At 40.6% G+C, this 17,545-nt stretch carries 16 protein-coding genes; 11 read left to right on the top strand and 5 right to left on the bottom strand.

Features of this window, described 5'->3' with window-relative positions; genetic code table 11:
- Positions 1-5 precede the first annotated feature (5 nt).
- Positions 6-1,349: a transposase gene (locus BC751_RS14795; RefSeq protein WP_242617407.1), complete on the bottom strand. Its 1,344-nt coding sequence runs from the start codon at positions 1,347-1,349 to the stop codon at positions 6-8.
- A gap of 113 nt (positions 1,350-1,462) precedes the next feature.
- On the opposite strand from BC751_RS14795, the gene BC751_RS14800 reads away from it, so the two are divergent.
- From BC751_RS14800 to BC751_RS14820, 5 genes are all read left to right on the top strand, one after another.
- Positions 1,463-1,882 carry a QcrA and Rieske domain-containing protein gene (locus BC751_RS14800; protein ID WP_130276335.1) on the top strand — a complete coding sequence of 140 codons (420 nt, stop codon included), beginning with the start codon at positions 1,463-1,465 and terminating at the stop codon, positions 1,880-1,882.
- 138 nt (positions 1,883-2,020) lie between these two features.
- Entirely contained in the window at positions 2,021-2,938 is a 918-nt protein-coding gene (locus tag BC751_RS14805; RefSeq protein ID WP_130273971.1) for an IS1595 family transposase, read from the top strand.
- A 64-nt stretch (positions 2,939-3,002) separates the two neighbouring features.
- The gene (locus BC751_RS14810; protein WP_242617486.1) at positions 3,003-3,479 is read left to right on the top strand and encodes a YceI family protein; all 477 of its coding nucleotides are present in this window, start codon (positions 3,003-3,005) and stop codon (positions 3,477-3,479) included.
- 12 nt (positions 3,480-3,491) lie between these two features.
- The gene (locus tag BC751_RS14815) at positions 3,492-4,367 is read left to right on the top strand and encodes a DUF5777 family beta-barrel protein (protein WP_130276336.1); all 876 of its coding nucleotides are present in this window, start codon (positions 3,492-3,494) and stop codon (positions 4,365-4,367) included.
- 77 nt (positions 4,368-4,444) lie between these two features.
- Positions 4,445-5,362, top strand: a complete 918-nt coding sequence (locus BC751_RS14820) for a helix-turn-helix transcriptional regulator (RefSeq protein ID WP_130276337.1) — start codon at positions 4,445-4,447, stop codon at positions 5,360-5,362.
- 107 nt (positions 5,363-5,469) lie between these two features.
- On the opposite strand, the gene BC751_RS14825 is transcribed toward BC751_RS14820, so the two are convergent.
- Genes BC751_RS14825 through pxpA form a run of 4 tightly spaced genes read right to left on the bottom strand, consistent with a single transcriptional unit; the run spans position 5,470 to position 9,323 of the window.
- Complete coding sequence (locus BC751_RS14825) at positions 5,470-6,984, bottom strand: DUF4301 family protein (RefSeq protein ID WP_130277595.1); 1,515 nt, start codon at positions 6,982-6,984, stop codon at positions 5,470-5,472.
- Positions 6,985-7,022: 38 nt separating this feature from the next.
- On the bottom strand, positions 7,023-7,892 hold the full coding sequence (locus BC751_RS14830; RefSeq protein WP_130276338.1) for a 5-oxoprolinase subunit C family protein: 870 nt from the start codon (positions 7,890-7,892) through the stop codon (positions 7,023-7,025).
- A complete protein-coding gene (gene pxpB, locus BC751_RS14835; RefSeq protein ID WP_130276339.1) occupies positions 7,885-8,598 on the bottom strand; it encodes a 5-oxoprolinase subunit PxpB in 714 nt (237 codons plus the stop codon). Before pxpB ends, BC751_RS14830 begins: the two co-directional genes overlap by 8 nt.
- 2 nt (positions 8,599-8,600) lie before the next feature.
- Entirely contained in the window at positions 8,601-9,323 is a 723-nt protein-coding gene (pxpA, locus tag BC751_RS14840) for a 5-oxoprolinase subunit PxpA (protein WP_165389845.1), read from the bottom strand.
- A gap of 87 nt (positions 9,324-9,410) precedes the next feature.
- Here pxpA and BC751_RS14845 point away from each other — a divergent pair, with 87 nt between their 5' ends.
- The 6 genes from BC751_RS14845 to BC751_RS14870 all read left to right on the top strand — a co-directional run bounded on the left by BC751_RS14845 (position 9,411) and on the right by BC751_RS14870 (position 17,535).
- The gene (locus tag BC751_RS14845) at positions 9,411-9,926 is read left to right on the top strand and encodes an acyl-CoA thioesterase (RefSeq protein WP_130277597.1); all 516 of its coding nucleotides are present in this window, start codon (positions 9,411-9,413) and stop codon (positions 9,924-9,926) included.
- 375 nt (positions 9,927-10,301) lie between these two features.
- Positions 10,302-10,883, top strand: a complete 582-nt coding sequence (locus BC751_RS14850) for a DUF3244 domain-containing protein (protein ID WP_130276340.1) — start codon at positions 10,302-10,304, stop codon at positions 10,881-10,883.
- A gap of 142 nt (positions 10,884-11,025) precedes the next feature.
- Positions 11,026-12,564: a M20/M25/M40 family metallo-hydrolase gene (locus BC751_RS14855; protein ID WP_242617487.1), complete on the top strand. Its 1,539-nt coding sequence runs from the start codon at positions 11,026-11,028 to the stop codon at positions 12,562-12,564.
- A gap of 177 nt (positions 12,565-12,741) precedes the next feature.
- Entirely contained in the window at positions 12,742-13,899 is a 1,158-nt protein-coding gene (locus tag BC751_RS14860; protein WP_130276341.1) for an acyl-CoA dehydrogenase family protein, read from the top strand.
- Between the two features lie 136 nt (positions 13,900-14,035).
- Positions 14,036-15,721 carry an AMP-binding protein gene (locus BC751_RS14865; RefSeq protein ID WP_130276342.1) on the top strand — a complete coding sequence of 562 codons (1,686 nt, stop codon included), beginning with the start codon at positions 14,036-14,038 and terminating at the stop codon, positions 15,719-15,721.
- Positions 15,722-15,930: 209 nt separating this feature from the next.
- Complete coding sequence (locus tag BC751_RS14870; RefSeq protein ID WP_130276343.1) at positions 15,931-17,535, top strand: GMC family oxidoreductase; 1,605 nt, start codon at positions 15,931-15,933, stop codon at positions 17,533-17,535.
- The last annotated feature ends 10 nt before the right edge of the window (positions 17,536-17,545 follow it).

The raw sequence follows: 17,545 nt of genomic DNA on the forward strand, positions 1-17,545 counted from the left end.
GATTTTTATGCTGATCGTTGTAGGGGTGGGCTTTCCTTTGCTGCCCTTCTTTTTGCTATCAGAACCGCATTTGCTGACATAATCCCAAAAAATATCATCAGTTTTTCTCTTTTCTCCCCTTTCACCTTGATTTTGCCAAGCCCATAATGGTTTTTGTTTGTCCCAAAAACACCTTCCATTACAGTAGCTCTCTGTCTGGAGATTTCAGAGCTTAGTACTTTTTCTGCTTTGCTTAATTGTTTGGGGCCTTTTTTTGGGAAGCAGGTGAAGATCTTCTGATGGGTACAGAATACACGGTTTTTGTTTGTTGCATATATTCTGTCCGCTCCAAGCTGTCTGGCAGGACCGAAAAATCTTTTATGCTTTGCTACTGACAGCTTCAGTCTTGTACATTCATTGAATGCATTAAAATCCAGTTTGTCAATAAAAGCAAGACCATCCACCTGTAAGATATGGGCTTTGGCACCAAACTCTACAGGCTTATTCTCCTTCCCTCTCACTATTGGTCGGAGATATGGTTTATGAAGTGACACAATCCTATCCTTGAGTTTGGAAGGAGGATTGTCCAACAGGAACTCCTGTTGCTGACATATCTTTTTTACCACCCCAAACCTTGAAAAGTCTTTCAGATCAAGGCCCGCTCCTTTGTTTTTGTCCAAAACCTCCTGAAGCTGTTCTATGCCTTTGTTGAGAAGATACACCAATGCTTTTCTTCTTCTGAGTGTTTCCTTAAAACTGTTTTTCCTTTTTCTCGAATAAGTCGTTTGGGCGAGTTTCTGCTCCCTGAATTTGGATCTTGGCCTTTTGATACCCAGGTCTGAACAGATCCTGAATAGCTGATCTTCAAAAACCCATTCACAGCACTCCCAAAGAAGCTTTACGTCAGTTGGAAAACGTATGTACGACTCATAGCAGGTGGCATCCATCAGAAGTACATGGCTGTTATTGACATCATGTTTCCAGTGCAGGATAAGAATCTCCTGAAGCTTCTCCCATTCACAATGGGTTTCAATATAAGCCCTTATACGGGTCATAATGGTCATGTCTTTAATCTGCTCATTTTCTGCCAATACTTTCCCGCAGAAATACTGGAGAGACCAGTCAGTATTGAAGCGTTCCAGAAGATGCCGGTCGCTGACATTCAGATATGCTTTTAAAAACATAAGTGCAAACATACCCTTGGGACCAAACCAGCTTGGAGCACCTCTTCCCGAAAGTTCTCTTGGGAGACATGAAACAAGTTCATCCCAAGGGATACTGTCATGAACCTGACCTAACAATGAATTCTTGAAAAAGTGATATTTTGGAGAATATCCATCGAAATCTTTGAAAAGAGGAAGCTGAGCCATATCTTTAATCGTATTTAAGTCTGCAACCTTAAAATACAAAAAAGAAAACCCCGAAAAAAGCTCAAAACAGCCGATTTCGTGGTTTTTGTGTTATGTTTTTGTTATTTATTTAATTGACTTTCAGTCAATTAAGAATTAAACAAGAGACCCTTTTTACTTCATGTTCAGAAGATGATGATACCCCTGGTTTACCGCAAGCACCGAGTACTGGTATCAGTGTACAAGGGAATCAGGTGATTGTAAACCTGGATGAGGCTACAGCATTGAACAATCAGGGAGGCTGGGCTTTGGTTACTTCTGCCAGAGTGCTTATCGTGAATATAGGTAACAATCGTTTCAGTGCTTTGACTTCTGTTTGTACACATAGCAATTGTGATAGAAATTGGACGTTCTCCAATAATGTTTTTACATGTACCTGTCATGGTTCCAGGTTCAATACGGATGGATCAGTGGTGAATGGTCCCGCTATCCGACCTCTTACAAGCTTTCCTACTACTTTAAACGGCCGGACACTTACCGTTGATTTTGGATGAGATTCTTGCCAAAAAAAATCCTGCTCATTTCTTTTTATGTGTATCCGCTTGAATGCACGTGACAAAATTTGACAGTAAGTGTCAAATAGTTGTAGATTGGCATCCGCTGTTGTTTCTTGTATAAAAATAGGAAACATTATGACGATACTTCAATTTCTACAATACTTTCCAGATGAAGAAAGCTGCGAAATTTATATCAAAGAGAGCAGAGAAAAGGCAGGCATATGCTGTAAAAGCTGCAAATCCATTACCAAGCATTACTGGTTCAGTGGTGGAAAATTCTTTGAGTGCAGTCAATGCAGAAGGAGGAGCTCCCTAAAAAGTGGAACAGTAATGGAAAACAGTAAGATATCTCTTCACACCTGGATGTTGGCTTTTATTTTCATGTCAGCTACTAAGAAGGGCTTTTCCTGTCTTGAATTCCAAAGGCAGGTTGGATTGTCAAGGTATGACACTGCCTTCAGACTGATGCATAAGATACGTGCCATGATGGGTAAAAGGGATTCCCTGTATATCTTAAATGACATGATTGAGTTTGATGAATGCTTTGTAGAAGTTGCAACTCCAAAACAGGTAAAACAGCATCTTAAACGAGGAAAAGGTAGCCAAAGACAGGCAAAAGTAGCTGTTGCTGCTGAATCTACCCCTCTTGAAGATCCCAAAACTGGAAAGAAGGACAGGGCATGTGGCTATTATAAAATGGAAGTAATCGGAAAAGTGGATGCAGATCATGTCAACAAATTCATTAAGAAGAATGCAGCTGGAGATATCGTCCTGTTTACCGACAAAAACACAGCCTATGTTGACATTGCAGATATTGTTGACACACATTATATGGTCGTTTCAGATAAAGTAAGTGTCAATGAAACCCTAAAATGGGTACATAAGGGAATCAGTAACCTAAAAAGAAATCTCTTGGGAATACATCACATGATCACGTATAAATATTTACAGAACTACCTCAATGAATTTGTCTATAAGCTTAACCGAAGATATTTTGGAGAAAGGTTATTTGACAGACTGATTGTTGCAGCTGTTCATCCTTACGTGCAGTAATGCGGATACACATATTTTTTTTTTTGCCCTTTTTGGTTTATCAAAAATTTATGCCCAACAATTTTTGACTGAACAAGGCAATGTAGTTTTTATTTCCAAGGCTTCACTGAGCGAATTTGAAGGAAAATCAGATTTACTGCAGGGGCTAATTGATTTAGATAAAAACTTGTTGGACTTTTATCTGGATCTCAACACCTTAAAAACCGGTATTGGATTGAGGGACAGGCATATGAGGGAGAATTACTTGGAAACAAAAAAGTATCCTTTTGCTGAGTTTACAGGAAAAATACAGGAGATTCCAAGTTTGGAGCTTGGTCAGGAAAGACAAGTCCTTGCTAAAGGAAAATTCAAAATACATGGAGTTGAGCGGGAAATAGAAGTTCCTGGAAAGCTTAAAATGATTTCTTCACAGGAACTGAGCCTCACAGCAGATTTTAAAGTATTGCTTAGCGATTACAAAATATCTATCCCTAAGGTAATGTTTTATGAGCTGGCTGAAGAGCAGATAGTCAAAATCGATGCTGTCCTCAAGAAGAAATAACCCAACCACAATATGAACAAGTTTTTACTCTTCAACCTTTGCTTATTTGGGCTTTCTTTTGGCGCACAGGCTCAATTGGAAAGAAAATTAGCCACGGAATCCCAGGAAGTGGAGCTGGTTTTTCATGCTCCTAGAAATATCAATCTTTTGACCGTAGAACCGCTGGATAACAATACACTTCATTTTTCCATTATGCATACTTTTGGTCCCCTGGAGGGTGGCATCCAAAATCTTTTTGGTCTGGATAATGGGGCAGTAATCCAGTTGAGTTTTGAATATGCTTTTAGTGAGAAATTTTCACTGGGAGCAACCAGGCAAAGCAGAGACAAAGTGTATAACCTTTATGGTAGATGTCATATGCTCAAGCAGACCCAGGACAATAAAATGCCGCTTTCCTTGTCTTTTATGGGAGGAGCTGGGGTAAATACTGCCGATTACAGGTTTTTACAATCAGAGAATCCGAGTTTTAGTGAGCGAAGCAGTTTTGCCTTTCAGGTAATGGCTGCCAGGAAATTTTCTGAAAAACTGAGCCTGCAGGTTTCACCGTTGATGGCCTATTTTGTCGATCCCAATCCCATATTTTTAATTGAAGGTGATCAAAACCTTTACTTGGCCCTAGGCCTGAGCGGGAAGTATAAAATCAGCGGAAAAAGCTCCCTTACCATGCAATGGATACCTAATTTGAACAATGACTTAAGAAACAATATAGGTTTTGGAATTGATCTGGAAGCTGGCGGACATGTATTTCAAATGTATTTTGTAACCTCTCAGCTATTGAATGAGCAATACTTATTGGCCGGGGGAAATGGGGCCCCAGGTGATCAGTTTAGATTGGGTTTTAATGTAAACCGTGTATTCGCGACCGGAAAGAGAAAATCTTCTTGGTGAAATTTTCAAGACATTTTGTGTCTTAAATTTTCCAAGCAACTCAGAAATTCCCTATATTTTGCCAATTGATATAGAAAATGGCAAAATCAAACAGCATAGATCAACAGAAAATTTTACGGGATTTCCGCTTGATCAACTTATTGAGAGGGAACATAGGCAAGCCCGTACATAAATTGGCAGAATCTTTAGACACGGATCCCAGGACAATTTACCGATATTTTAAATTATTGGAAGCATTGGGTTTTGAGATTGAAAAGAAGCATTCCAAATTTCGGATAGTGGACCGTGTAGAGCATCCTGAAGCTTTTTCATTCGGTACTTTCAATGATGAGGAGATTGAATTTTTGAACCAGGTCATCAGTAAATCGGGAAAAAAGAACTTATTAAAAGAATCCATCCTTCAAAAAATCAATATCCGCTCTGATTTTCGTCAAAGCGTGGACCAGCTGTTCAATGCCAAATTGGGTATTTCTGTAGACTTGCTTTCCAAGGCCATCAAGGATGAAAACCAGGTTATTTTACATGATTATTATTCTCTGAGCTCTGATTCTGTGTCAGACAGGTTGATCGAACCGGTGGCATTCACCACCAATTTTGATTTCATTTATGCCCTTGAAGTAGAAAGTAAGGAAATGAAGTTATTCAAAATCGAAAGGATAGGCGAGGTGCTATTAACATCTAAGCCCTTCAAATACCAATCCCTTCACCAGCCATTAGAACAGGGTTTATTCGGGTTTTCTGGCAAAAGCCAGTTTCCGGTCCATCTCAAATTAAGCAAAAAAGCTTTCCAATTGATGATGGAAGAATATCCTGATGCCAAGCCATTTACTTATACAAAAAATAGAAACCAATACTTTTTTGAGGGCAAAATTCCTCAGCTTCCGGGTTTGGCCAGATTCATTTTGGGACTTCCCGGAGAAATCAAGGTATTGGAAGGAGAGGAGTTGAAGGATTACCTCAAGGAACAATTGAAAAAGCTGGATAGTATGTTTTAAACATCTGATTTCCTCAAAAAACAAATCCCACAAAAATGAACTTGTGGGATTTTGATTTTTGCTGTATCCGTATTGCCTACCAATGCCAGATTGTTGAAACTTTACCTTTAGTTCTGATGTTCATCTCTTAATAAATCGTTGACAGTTTTTACGGGATTAAAAGTAATCAGTGGCACCTCTACAAATATGGTATTCCATCCTGCCATGGATCCGTTCCAAAGGCCTGGCAATTCCAGGGCTTTCAAGGCCCTTCCACTTTTTGATTTTTCTGTGATAAAACCTGTCCTCATGTCTCTGAATTTCAAAAGGTCGAATTTCTGACCTTTATAATCCTTCGTGGCACAGACCAGGTCCACAGGGTTGAAATGGGTAGAAGATTGCAAAATCTGTTTTTGTTTTGGGTCAGATAGATCTATTTGGGCGGTTTCGGCAATCTGTAAAGAAAGTGAACCATCATCTTCTTTCACCCAGAAAGGTCCTCCTCCGGGTTCCCCCGTATTCTTCACCATTCCACAAACCCTAAGGGGGCGGTTTAACTTACCATGAAGGAAACAAGCCTTTTCATCCCAGCTCATTTTTTGATAGCTTTCAGGAAGCTTGCCACTGCAATCTTTTGTGAAGACCTCTTCTGCCAATTTTACAGCGGATTCATCTTTGGAAGCATCCAGTCTTTTGAGGGCACCGAAGACTTTTTCCTGAACATCCAACAATAATCCCCCAATAGCGATTTTATAGTCTTTTGTTGTTGGTTTGAGACGATCAGGTACGACATTATCAATATTTTTGATGAATATAATATCAGCATCGATGTCATTTAAGTTTTCCAATAATGCCCCGTGGCCTGCTGGCCTAAAAAGTACCGAACCATCTTCATCCACAAATGGGGTATTGTCCATATTTACCGCAATGGTGTCAGTTGATTTTTTTTGTTGGGAATAGGACACATCAAACTTCACATCAAATTCCCTTTCCAGCTTGGGCTGAATGGACGCCACCTCTGCTTTGAATTTCTCTTCATGTTCCGGAGAAACTGTGAAGTGTAACCTGACGGTTTTTCCTGCACCTAAAGCATAGAGATACCCTTCTACAAAATGCTCATAAGTTGGAGTCCTGTCATGGTCAGCGTAATGATGGAATTTAAGTAGTCCTTTTGGAAGTTGCCCATAGCCAAGGCCTTCTTCACTCAGTAAATGTTTGATAATCAATTGATATTGTTTATTACCCAATGCTTTTGCCAGACTAGAGCCAGCTTTTTGAAGACTTGCGTCCAGGTCATCATAAAAGGCAAAGCGGTCTATTTGTTGGATGAATTTCTGAACAAAAGCACTTTTGGAAATATCCCCGTCACCTTCCAAAAAGGAAAATAGGTCTTTAAACATTCGTGAAGCCGCACCGCTTGCCGGAACGAATTTCACGATTTTTTTCTTTGCGATTTTTGAAGGATAAGTATCCTGGTAATATTTAATTTCCGTGTCTGAGAAAACTTTTATGCCATTCCCAATGGTGGCAGCTTCCACAATCGGAAGGAATGGGAAGCCTTCCCGGAAGTTTTTTAATTGTTCCTTGACATTCTCCAGGGACATACCCTGCGCTGTAATCTGCTTTTCAAGCTCCTGATTCATGGTTAAAGTGATTTTTTTCATTTAAAAGCCTTAATATATTACAAAATGCTAAATTTTATTTTGTCACCAGCTCTTTTTTGGCTCAGGACATTCAATGAAAAATTGTCCACCTGCAATATCCTGGGATAACCTCCTGTGACCTGTGCGTCCCGCATCAAGATGATCAGGTTACCTCCTGGGGTAAGCTGAACTGTTCCGGGATAGACCGGAGCAGTCAATATCTGGGGTAAATCATTGGCTATTTCTTCTTTGAGTTGATAAGCCATTCTATTGATCAGATCAGAAATGGTAAACGATTTTTTCAGGATGCGATTTTGTAGGAGATGGGGAAGCAGATGCCATTCTGGTCCGGGGTAAACATGGATCTGGTGGTTTCCATACCAATCGGATCTAACTTTAGCTTTGGGTTCCACTGAAGGATAAAACCTTTCTTCTTCTGATAGGTAGCAAATGGAATCATTCTTGATGATTTTGTCCCTAGGGGTGATATTTGGGTACCAGCTTTTGCTCCCTGCCACTTCTTCAGTCTCAAAGCCGCCTTGAATCCCCATATATAGCCATTGTCCTTTCTTGAAGTTTTTGATTTTGATCACATCTTCCTCTTCAATTTCAAGGATTTGCCCATTTTTGATGTTTTTCTTTTTATTCCAAATGATTTCCGCTTCAGCGCCCGCAAAAACAATTCTGGTTGGTCTTTCAAATACCATTTCAGGTCCCAAATTGGCCATTTCAAGGACTGATGCCCCTTTTTTGTTTTGCAATAAGAAATTTACCTGGGCAAGGGAATACCGGTCCATGGCTCCCGAATAAGGGATTCCGAACTGGGCAAGATTGAAACGTCCGAGATCTTGGATACTCGTCATTAGTCCGGGCTTCGTAAAATGGATATAAGAGGGGATTTTAATCATTTTTCAGTTTATAATTCCCTTGTTGAACCTGTTCTTTAATTTGCCTGTAAGTATCCAAATCGATTGGCTTGAACCTAATCAAATCACCCACTCTGGCAAATACCGGAGGATTTTTTTGGATATCAAAAAGAGGGATCGGGCATGAACCTATGGCATACCATCCTCCGGGGCTTTCCTGTGGATATATTCCAGTTTGCTGTCCTCCAATGGCCACAGTTCCTTTGGGAATCAATCTTTCTGGTCTTTCTTTTCTTTTGGTGTACAAATGGGGATTCAGTCCGCCCAAGTACATAAAGCCCGGGAGAAATCCGTAGAAATGTAAAGTATAGACATTTTCACTGTGCATTTGAACCACATCCTCTGCTTTGAGTTTATGGATCTTTGCCAGCTGATCCAGGTCTTTCCCAAATTCACCGCCATATAATACGGGTATTGTCCAGGTTTTGGCAGCATCTTCATCTTGCGGCTCAGCAGGAATACGTTTAAACTCTTCAATTAAGTCTTGACAGTCCTGTTCCGAAATATCTTCTTGAAGCCTTAAAGAAAGGGTATGGTATCCTTTTCTGATCTCCTTTATTCCTTCCCCATATTCCTTTTCCAGATAATATTGGACCTTGATCAAAGCCCGTAATATTTCCTCAGAAATCAAAGGGGGCCAGATAAATTCTACCAACTTGCTATGTGTTCTAAAAAAACGGATATCCATTCTTAAAAGGTAAGGTTTTTTCTTAGGCTTTTCAAGATTTCGAAGGCATTCGGGTTGTCACCGTGAATACACAGGGTGTCTGCCTGGATGGGGATTGCTGCGCCGTCCAGGGTTATTATCCTTTTGTAAATGACCATGTTTTCAACATGGGCCAAAGCCAAATTGGGATCGGTGATTATAGCTTGGGGATGGCTACGGGGAACCAGGCTATAATCCTGAAGGTAATTCCTGTCTGCAAATACTTCGAGCATGACAGCTAATCCTTTTTCCCTGGCCATTTTTTCGAGTATTGAATGAGGAGGACAATACAAAATGGCATTTGAGAAACTAGATTTTATCAATTCCGTAACCATTTCAGCCAATTCAGGGTGCTTTGCAGCCTCATTGTACAAGGCTCCGTGCAGTTTGATGTGGTGCATGGGATGATGAATGCAAAGGGAAATATTCAGAAAACTTCTGATTTGCTGGGAAAGGCTTTCTCTGAGATCTTTCAATGATATGTCTATTACTTTTCTACCAAAATTTTCCCGGTCAGGATAGGAGGGATGAGCGCCTGGTTTGACTTTGAATTGTTTAGCCAATAAAAGAGTGGCCACCATGCTGTCTTCATCTCCCGTGTGGCCTCCGCAGGCAATGTTACAACTTTGGATCAAGGGCATAAGTAAGGCATCATTATCCAATCCTTCCCCTAAATCACAATTGATATCCAAATTCATTTTTTCCATTACCTGCTAATTTATCCAATAGCTGGCAAACTTGAGTTTTTAATCGAAACTTTTAATTGATTAACTTTGGGAAAATTTTATCCAGCCATGTTTGAATACAACCCGGAAAAACACTATCCAAAAGAGACAGAAAGCAGGGTCGTCATCCGCTTTCAGGATTGCGATCCCCTTCAACACCTGAACAATGCCAAATACTTTGATTATTTTTTTAATGCCAGGGAGGATCAGGTCCCCAAACTCTATGGCTTGGAAATGATTGATATGATCCATAAATATAAAGCAGCTTGGGTGGTGTACAATCACAACATTTCTTATGTCAGACCGGCAAGGGTTGGTGAATGGGTCCGGATCATGAGCCGCCTGCTTTGGTATAATCACAATACGGTGGTATTGGAGTATTACATGACAGATGATACGAAAAAAGAACTCAAAACGGTGTTATGGACCACAATGCGTTATGTGACCATCAAAGAAGGGAAATCTACTGACCACTCAGGGGCTGTTCTTGATTTTCTTAGGGCTACTTCAGAAAATCTTGATATTGCCAATTTGACAATATCAGAAAGGGTTAAATCCCTGAAGCAAAAACTCTTGGAAGCTTGAAAAGATGCCCGATACAATACACAACCTGTGCGCTACCGTACAGGTTATTTTTTGAGTTTGATTTTTGGCATCAGCAAAAAAAAAAAAAATCAAAATTATTTTTTTACAAATCTGGAATAAGCATGCAACCTGAAAGGGGTGTTGAAAAATGAAGGAATCTGGATCAATTTGTCCGCTGGTCAAACAAAAGAATAAAAGATTGTTCGTTCCCGGAACAAGTTTACCTGGGTTTTTCACTTTTTGAAAACTTCCTGCAAATAATGAATAAGTGTTTTTTGAGATGGTCGAGGATTTTTTTTGCTACCTGTTCAAAGCCACTTTTTGAATTGGTACAGATCATGAATAAAGGATAGTACCAACTTAAATAACCACAATATGAAAAAGATTTTAACTATGGCATTGATCGCAACACTAGGTTTGAGCGGTTTTGCCAATGCAGGAGATGAAAGTGTTGAAGCTTTGACCGAGGTCAGCAATAGCAACAACCGTGTAAAGGTAATCCTGAAAGAAGGATTGGGAAAAGTCAGACTGGAAGTTTTGGATCTGCAAGGTAAGAAGTTACATCAGCAAACTGTTTTTGTGAAAAATGATGTGATGGTACCTTACAACCTTTCCGAGCTACCGGTAGGACAATATCAGTTGAAAATTGAGGCCAACAACAAAGGTTTGGAGCCAGAGGTCGCTGTCTTTGATTTGGAAAGGAAATTGACTAAAGAGGAAATACCCTTGATGGCTTACCGTAAAAACCTTGATGATGATTCCATCAAACTTACGGTGATTGGATTGGATGAACCGGGTGTGACAGTTGCCATAGCAGACCGCAGCGGTAAGAAGATTTTTGAAGAAAAAATCATGCAGACAGGAGCCTTTTCCAAAATCTATTCTTTCAGGAATTTTAAAGCCAATGATGTTTCGGTACAAGTGACCGATGCGAAAGGTAAGTCAAGAATTTTTTGATTTTCCCTAAACCACTTTTAACCAGAATCCGGCTGATCTTTTGGCCGGATTTTTTTGTTTTTTATACAGGTGGCATGTTTTCTTTCAGTTTCTTTTTCATTTTTGATCCATCAAATCGGAATCAAAACCCAAACAAAGTTTTATGATGAATCCAAAGAAAAAACTGACTGCTTTCTTTTTAATCTGGATCTTGGGCTTTTCCCTTGTCTTTGCGCAGGAAAAGTTGGATCTGGAAATGGTTTACCGGATCAAATCCGAAGGCATTGGAAATTCCCAAATTCAGGAACTTTCTTTTTATCTGACAGATTTCTTAGGTCCCAGACTTTCTGGTTCTACCAACCTGCGCAATTCAAGACAATGGACAGCTGAGAAATTCCAGGAATGGGGCTTAAGCAATGTCCGCATTGATTCCTACGGGGATTTTGGCAGGGGCTGGAATGTGAAAAAATCTTACATCGCCATGAAGGCACCTTACTATGCGCAGATCATTGGTTATCCAAAGGCTTGGACTAATGGCACCAATGGCTTAATTGAAGAAGAAGTTATGCTGTTGGAAATTAACTCAGAAGCAGATTTTGATCTTTACAAAGGAAAATTGAAGGGTAAAGTGGTCATGACACCTGCCAACTTGGAATCGGGCCCTGCTTTTGAACCGGAGGCAAGAAGACTGACCGATGCTGATTTGGAAGAAAGGAAGAATATTACCATCGGAGGAAGAACAGGAAGGTATACCCCTGAAATGTTGGCCCAATTACGCGCACAGCGAGCCCTTGACCAAAAACTCAACGAATTTTTATTGGCCGAAGGAGTTGGACTGAGAATTACCGGAACCAGAGGGAATTTTGGAACCGTCTTTCATACCAGAGCAGGTTCCTTTAGCACAGATAAGCAGCCAACCGTTCCTGAGTTGGAGATTGCCTCTGAGCACTACGGAAGGATTTATAGGTTGATCAAGAAAGGGATACCTGTAAAAATCGAAGCCGAAGTGGATGTGGAATGGTTGGATGATGATTATAAAGGGTACAATGTATTGGCTGAAATCCCCGGAACAGACAGAAACCTCCGTTCTGAAATTGTCATGTTGGGCGCACATTTGGACAGCTGGCATGCCGGTACAGGCGGCAATGACAATGCTGCAGGTGTAGCTGTCATGATGGAGGCTATCAGGATTTTAAAAGCATTGGGTGTTCAACCGAAAAGAACTATCCGCATTGCTTTATGGGGTGAAGAAGAACAAGGGCTATACGGTTCCAGAGGATATGTTCAGAAATATGTAGCAGACAGGAATACCAAAGAGAAAAAAGCTGAATGGGATAAGATTTCTGCCTATTATAATTTGGACAACGGTTCAGGAAAGATCCGTGGTATTTACCTGGAAGGAAATGATATGCTGGTTCCTATTTTCGAGGAGTGGTTCAAGCCTTTCCATGAAATGGGTGCGAATACGGTGACAAGAAGAAATACCGGATCTACTGACCATGTTCCCTTTGATGCGGTGGGAATACCTGGGTTCCAGTTTATTCAGGATCCAATTGATTATGGTAAAGGATACCATACCAATATGGATGTTTACGAAAGGATGCAGTTCTCAGACATGACCCAGGCCGCTGTGATTATAGCTTCCATGGTATACCATACGGCCCAAAGGGACGAAAAATTACCCAGAAAGCCTTGGAATTGACCTTTCAATTCAAAAAAAAGAGGGGAACATCAACCCCTCTTTTTTTATTTTAATAGGTTTTGGTTTTCCAAATTTTTATTGGTATACAGGTATGATTTTATTAATTTTAAGCCAATCATTAGAGTTATCCTGTTGGTTTACAGGATTAAATTTTGAATTGATATAAACCCAAATAAGATGTATTCTGTAATCCGTACAATTTTCAATGAGGAACATGAGATGTTCCGTCAATCTTTAAAAGATTTTATTGCCAAAGAAATCACGCCTTATAATGCGGAATGGGAAAGAAATAAGATGGTTTCCCGTGAATCTTGGAAAAAGCTCGGAGAGAATGGATTCTTATGTATTCAGGCACCTGAGCAGTACGGGGGATTAAATATACAAGACTTCAGGTACAACGCTATTTTTGTAGAAGAATTGGGATTAAGCGGTTGCTCCGGGCCTGCCATTGGCTATCCTCTGCACAATGATATTGTTTTTCCCTATATCCTTCACTATGGTACAGAAGCAGCAAAAGCGAAATACATTCCGGGTATGATCAGTGGGGACCTGATCTCGGCTGTAGCCATGACAGAACCTGGAGCGGGTAGTGACCTTCAAGCCATACGCTCCACTGCTGTGGACAAGGGAGATCATTACCTGATCAATGGCTCCAAAACATTCATCACCAATGGCTATTTGGCGGATGTGGTGGTGGTGGCTGCAAAGACAGACCCAAGCCAAGGGGCAAAAGGAATAAGTTTATTCATAGTGGATAAGGACATGGAGGGTTTTTCTAAAGGTGTCCCCTTTGAAAAAGTAGGGTTGCATGCACAGGATACCTGTGAGCTATTTTTTGAAGATGTCAAAGTGCCCAAGGAAAATCTTTTGGGGAAAGTTGGGGAAGGATTTAAATATTTGATGACCGAACTTGCCCAGGAAAGATTGATTGTAGGTTTAGCTGCGGTTGCGCTTGCAGAATCTGCGTTTTTGTCAACCTTGGATTATGTGCAACAGCGTAAAGCTTTTGGGAAAAGTATTTCTGAGTTTCAGAATACCAGGTTCAAATTGGCAGAGATGGGGGCAAAGTTGGAGCAGGGCCGAATGTATGCCGATCAGTTAGTCATGCTGCACAATGATAAAAAAGTGGATTCTGCCATAGCCTCTTCTGCGAAATACCTGTTGACGGAGCTTCAGTGTTGGGTATCTGATGAATGTGTGCAATTGCACGGAGGTTATGGTTATATGTGGGAATATCCTGTGGCGAGGGCTTTTGCAGATGCCAGGGTACAAAGAATTTATGCAGGTACCAACGAAATCATGAAAGAACTGATCGTGAGAAAATTATTAAGCTAAAAAAGTAGCTCATGTACCAAATTAACCACTTTTCAGTTCATGGAAAGTGGTTTTTTGTTTTTAGAAACAAACAATTATGCTTTATATTTAGTCCCGTTAATAGAAAATCCAAAATCAACCTATAATATCAACGCTTATGCATAATTTCCCATGGTTTAAATTTTATCCATCTGAAGTGGATCCTGAAGTTAACGTTACGGCATATAGCTCTGTGGTTAACCTTTTTGAAGAAAGTGTTAAAAAGTTTGGAGATGCCATAGCCTATGAATGCATGGGCAAGACCATCACTTTCAATGAGGTGGACCAACTTTCCAAGAAATTTGCTTCTTATCTTCAGAATGACCTGAATATGAAAAAAGGGGATAGGGTAGCCATTCAAATGCCAAACTGCCTTCAATATCCCGTGGCACTTTTTGGTACTTTGAGAGCAGGTATGGTGGTGGTCAATACCAATCCACTTTATACCCCAAGGGAAATGAAGCATCAGTTTGAGGATGCAGGAGTGGATGCCATAGTCATTGTGGCCAACTTTGCCAGTAACCTGGAAAAAATCAGGCATGAAATCCAGGCCAAACATGTGATCATAACCGAACTTGGGGATATGTTGGGCGCTGTAAAAGGTAGCATTGTCAATTTTGTTGTCAAGAAAATCAAGAAAATGGTCCCTCCCTATAACCTTCCAAGGGCCATTTCCTGGAAAAAAATGATGGGATCCGCCGATGCTTCCAAATTCAAAAGGGAAGAAATGAAACTGGAAGACACTGCTTTCCTGCAATATACAGGAGGTACCACGGGTATATCCAAAGGCGCTGAACTTACGCATGGCAACATTGTGGCCAATATGCAGCAAATATCAGCCTGGATGAAACCCAAACTCAAAGACAGGGAAGAAATTGTCATCACAGCATTACCTCTTTATCATATTTTTGCCCTGACGGTAAATTGTCTTGCCATGATGAACATCGGAGCGCATAATGTTCTAATTACCAATCCAAGAGATATGCCTGCTTTTATTAAAGAATTAAAGAAACATAAATTTACAGTAATCATCGGCGTAAATACCTTGTTCAACGGATTGCTCAATCAGGAAGCATTTACAAAGCTGGATTTCAGTTCATTGAAAGTCGCTGTAGGAGGTGGAATGGCCGTACAGAAAGCTACTGCTGAAAAGTGGGAGAAAGTCACAGGTACTCCGCTTGCCGAGGGCTATGGTCTGACGGAAACATCTCCAGTGGCGGTATGTAACCCGATTGATGGGACAGAAAGGATTGGAACCATTGGTATACCACTTCCCAATACAGACGTCAAAGTAATCGATGATAACGGAAATGACCTGCCCACAGGAGAAAAAGGTGAATTGTGTATCAAAGGGCCTCAGGTAATGCGCGGATATTGGAACAGGCCGGATGAAACTGCTAAGGTCATGGATGGGGAATGGTTCAAGACCGGGGATATTGCTGTAATTGATGAGGATGGGTTTGTGAAAATTGTGGACAGGAAAAAAGAAATGATCCTTGTTTCTGGTTTTAATGTTTATCCCAATGAAGTAGAAAATGCCATTGCTATGCATCCTAAAGTTTTGGAAACAGGGGTGATTGGTATGCCGGATGATAAATCAACAGAAAAGGTGGTGGCTTATGTAGTTCCTAAGGATAAGTCTGTGACGGCAGAGGAAATCATTGCCCATTGCCGTAATGAACTGACCAATTACAAGGTTCCAAGAGAAGTGTACTTTGCAGACGAACTGCCCAAAACCAACGTGGGAAAAATCCTAAGAAGGAAAATCAAAGAAATGCATGAGAAGTCTTTGGGTCAAGGCTAATTGATCTGTTTTAATTATAAACCGAATTTTTTTCATCGACAAGAAGAAAATAGGTATTAGGCTCCATGGAAGTGATTTCATGGAGCTTTTTTTTCAATTCTTACAAATTTTATATCCAACATTCACATCCAATTCCCTAAAAATTCGGCAAAAGTTTATTATTCCAACCATATTTTCTATTTTCAGAGGAAATAAACCCATTTCCTTTTATGACTTTTGATTACATCATTATAGGTGCAGGTTCAGCAGGCTGCGTTTTGGCCAACCGGCTTAGCGAAAATGGAAGAAATACGGTGCTGCTTCTTGAAGCAGGTGAAAAAGATAAAAAAACCGAAATCCATATTCCCGGAGCTTATTCCCAATTGCACCGCTCAGAGGTTGACTGGGCTTTTTGGACAGAGCCTCAGGAACACTTGGATGGCAGGCGGCTTTTTATTCCCAGGGGAAAGGTTTTGGGCGGAAGCAGCAGTACCAATGCGATGGCCTATGTCAGAGGAAATAAGGAAGATTTCAATGAATGGGCATCCCTTGGAAATCAAGGATGGTCTTATGAAGAGGTTTTACCCTATTTTATCAAATCAGAGCACAATGAGGATTTTCAGGGGAGGTTTTATGGAAAAAACGGGCCTTTGCACGTAAGCTATTCCAGGCAGCCCCATCCTTTGGGAAATGTGTTTATACAGGCCTGCAATGAAAAAGGGATTCCGCATAATGAAGAATACAATGGGGCAGAGCAATTTGGGGCTTCCTTGTTACAGTTTACCATCAAAAACAACATACGGCACAGCACTGCAGCAGCTTTTTTGACCCCGGTCCTTGGAAGGGAAAATCTTAAAGTCAAAACCTCAACCCGAGTCTCCCGGATACTGATTGAAAACAAAAAGGCCACTGGGGTTGAAGTGATTTTGAAAAATGGAGAAAAGGAAGTTTTCAACTGCAGAAAAGAAATTGTAATCAGTGCAGGTGCCATTCAATCTCCACAGATTTTATTGTTGTCAGGGATTGGTGATGGTGCTTACCTCAAAACTTTTGGGATTGATGTCAAACATCAACTTCGTGGAGTGGGACTTAACCTTATAGACCATGTATGGTCAGGGGTTACGGCATGGGTCAATGTACCTACCAATAATGATGTGCTCAAACCAATGAATAAAGTCCTGGCGCTCTTCCAGCATTTACTTTTCAAAAAAGGAGCATTGGGAAATTGTCCCTTGACAGCGAATGCTTTTCTGGCAAGCAATAAAGGATTGATACGGCCGGATTTACAATTTCATTTTGCGCCTTCCGGTGTCAAAGAGGATTACAGCACAGATATCTATGATGTTTCTACCTATCCCAAAAAAAGCGGGGTGGGAATATTGGTTATTTTGATCAGGCCAGAAAGCCGGGGATATGTTGGGCTAAAATCAGCAGATCCACTTGATGCTCCCTTAATTCAGCCCAATGTATTGTCCGATGTACGGGATCTTGAAGTCCTCAAAAAAGGAATATTAAAAGCCAAGGAGGTACTGGAAGCTAAAGCCTTTCAAAAATACCTTCAGGGTAATGTCTACTTTCCAAAAAGGTTTGACAATGAAAATTTGGAAGAGCACATCAAAAAAAGCCTGGAAACTTTGTATCATCCTGTTGGCACCTGCAAAATGGGACAGGATAATATGGCAGTTGTGGACAGTAAATTAAAGGTGCATGGGCTTGAAGGCCTCAGAATTGCAGATGCTTCCATCATGCCGACCATTATTTCCGGCAATACCAATGCTGCCAGTATTATGATTGGTGAAAAAGCCGCATCCATGATCCTGGAATCCAATAAATAATCCAATAAAC

It is taken from the genome of Cecembia calidifontis (assembly GCF_004216715.1).
Classification (GTDB): domain Bacteria; phylum Bacteroidota; class Bacteroidia; order Cytophagales; family Cyclobacteriaceae; genus Cecembia_A; species Cecembia_A calidifontis.

Bases quoted from the DNA above. Each gene is read 5' to 3' on its own strand.
- BC751_RS14820 (WP_130276337.1), top strand. From the start codon at position 4,445: ATGGCAAAATCAAACAGCATAGATCAACAGAAAATTTTACGGGATTTC.
- pxpA (WP_165389845.1), bottom strand. From the start codon at position 9,323: ATGGAAAAAATGAATTTGGATATCAATTGTGATTTAGGGGAAGGATTG.
- BC751_RS14860 (WP_130276341.1), top strand. From the start codon at position 12,742: ATGTATTCTGTAATCCGTACAATTTTCAATGAGGAACATGAGATGTTC.
- BC751_RS14865 (WP_130276342.1), top strand. From the start codon at position 14,036: ATGCATAATTTCCCATGGTTTAAATTTTATCCATCTGAAGTGGATCCT.
- BC751_RS14855 (WP_242617487.1), top strand. From the start codon at position 11,026: ATGATGAATCCAAAGAAAAAACTGACTGCTTTCTTTTTAATCTGGATC.
- BC751_RS14845 (WP_130277597.1), top strand. From the start codon at position 9,411: ATGTTTGAATACAACCCGGAAAAACACTATCCAAAAGAGACAGAAAGC.
- BC751_RS14805 (WP_130273971.1), top strand. From the start codon at position 2,021: ATGACGATACTTCAATTTCTACAATACTTTCCAGATGAAGAAAGCTGC.
- BC751_RS14850 (WP_130276340.1), top strand. From the start codon at position 10,302: ATGAAAAAGATTTTAACTATGGCATTGATCGCAACACTAGGTTTGAGC.
- BC751_RS14825 (WP_130277595.1), bottom strand. From the start codon at position 6,984: ATGAATCAGGAGCTTGAAAAGCAGATTACAGCGCAGGGTATGTCCCTG.
- BC751_RS14795 (WP_242617407.1), bottom strand. From the start codon at position 1,349: ATGGCTCAGCTTCCTCTTTTCAAAGATTTCGATGGATATTCTCCAAAA.
- BC751_RS14815 (WP_130276336.1), top strand. From the start codon at position 3,492: ATGAACAAGTTTTTACTCTTCAACCTTTGCTTATTTGGGCTTTCTTTT.
- BC751_RS14870 (WP_130276343.1), top strand. From the start codon at position 15,931: ATGACTTTTGATTACATCATTATAGGTGCAGGTTCAGCAGGCTGCGTT.
- pxpB (WP_130276339.1), bottom strand. From the start codon at position 8,598: ATGGATATCCGTTTTTTTAGAACACATAGCAAGTTGGTAGAATTTATC.
- BC751_RS14830 (WP_130276338.1), bottom strand. From the start codon at position 7,892: ATGATTAAAATCCCCTCTTATATCCATTTTACGAAGCCCGGACTAATG.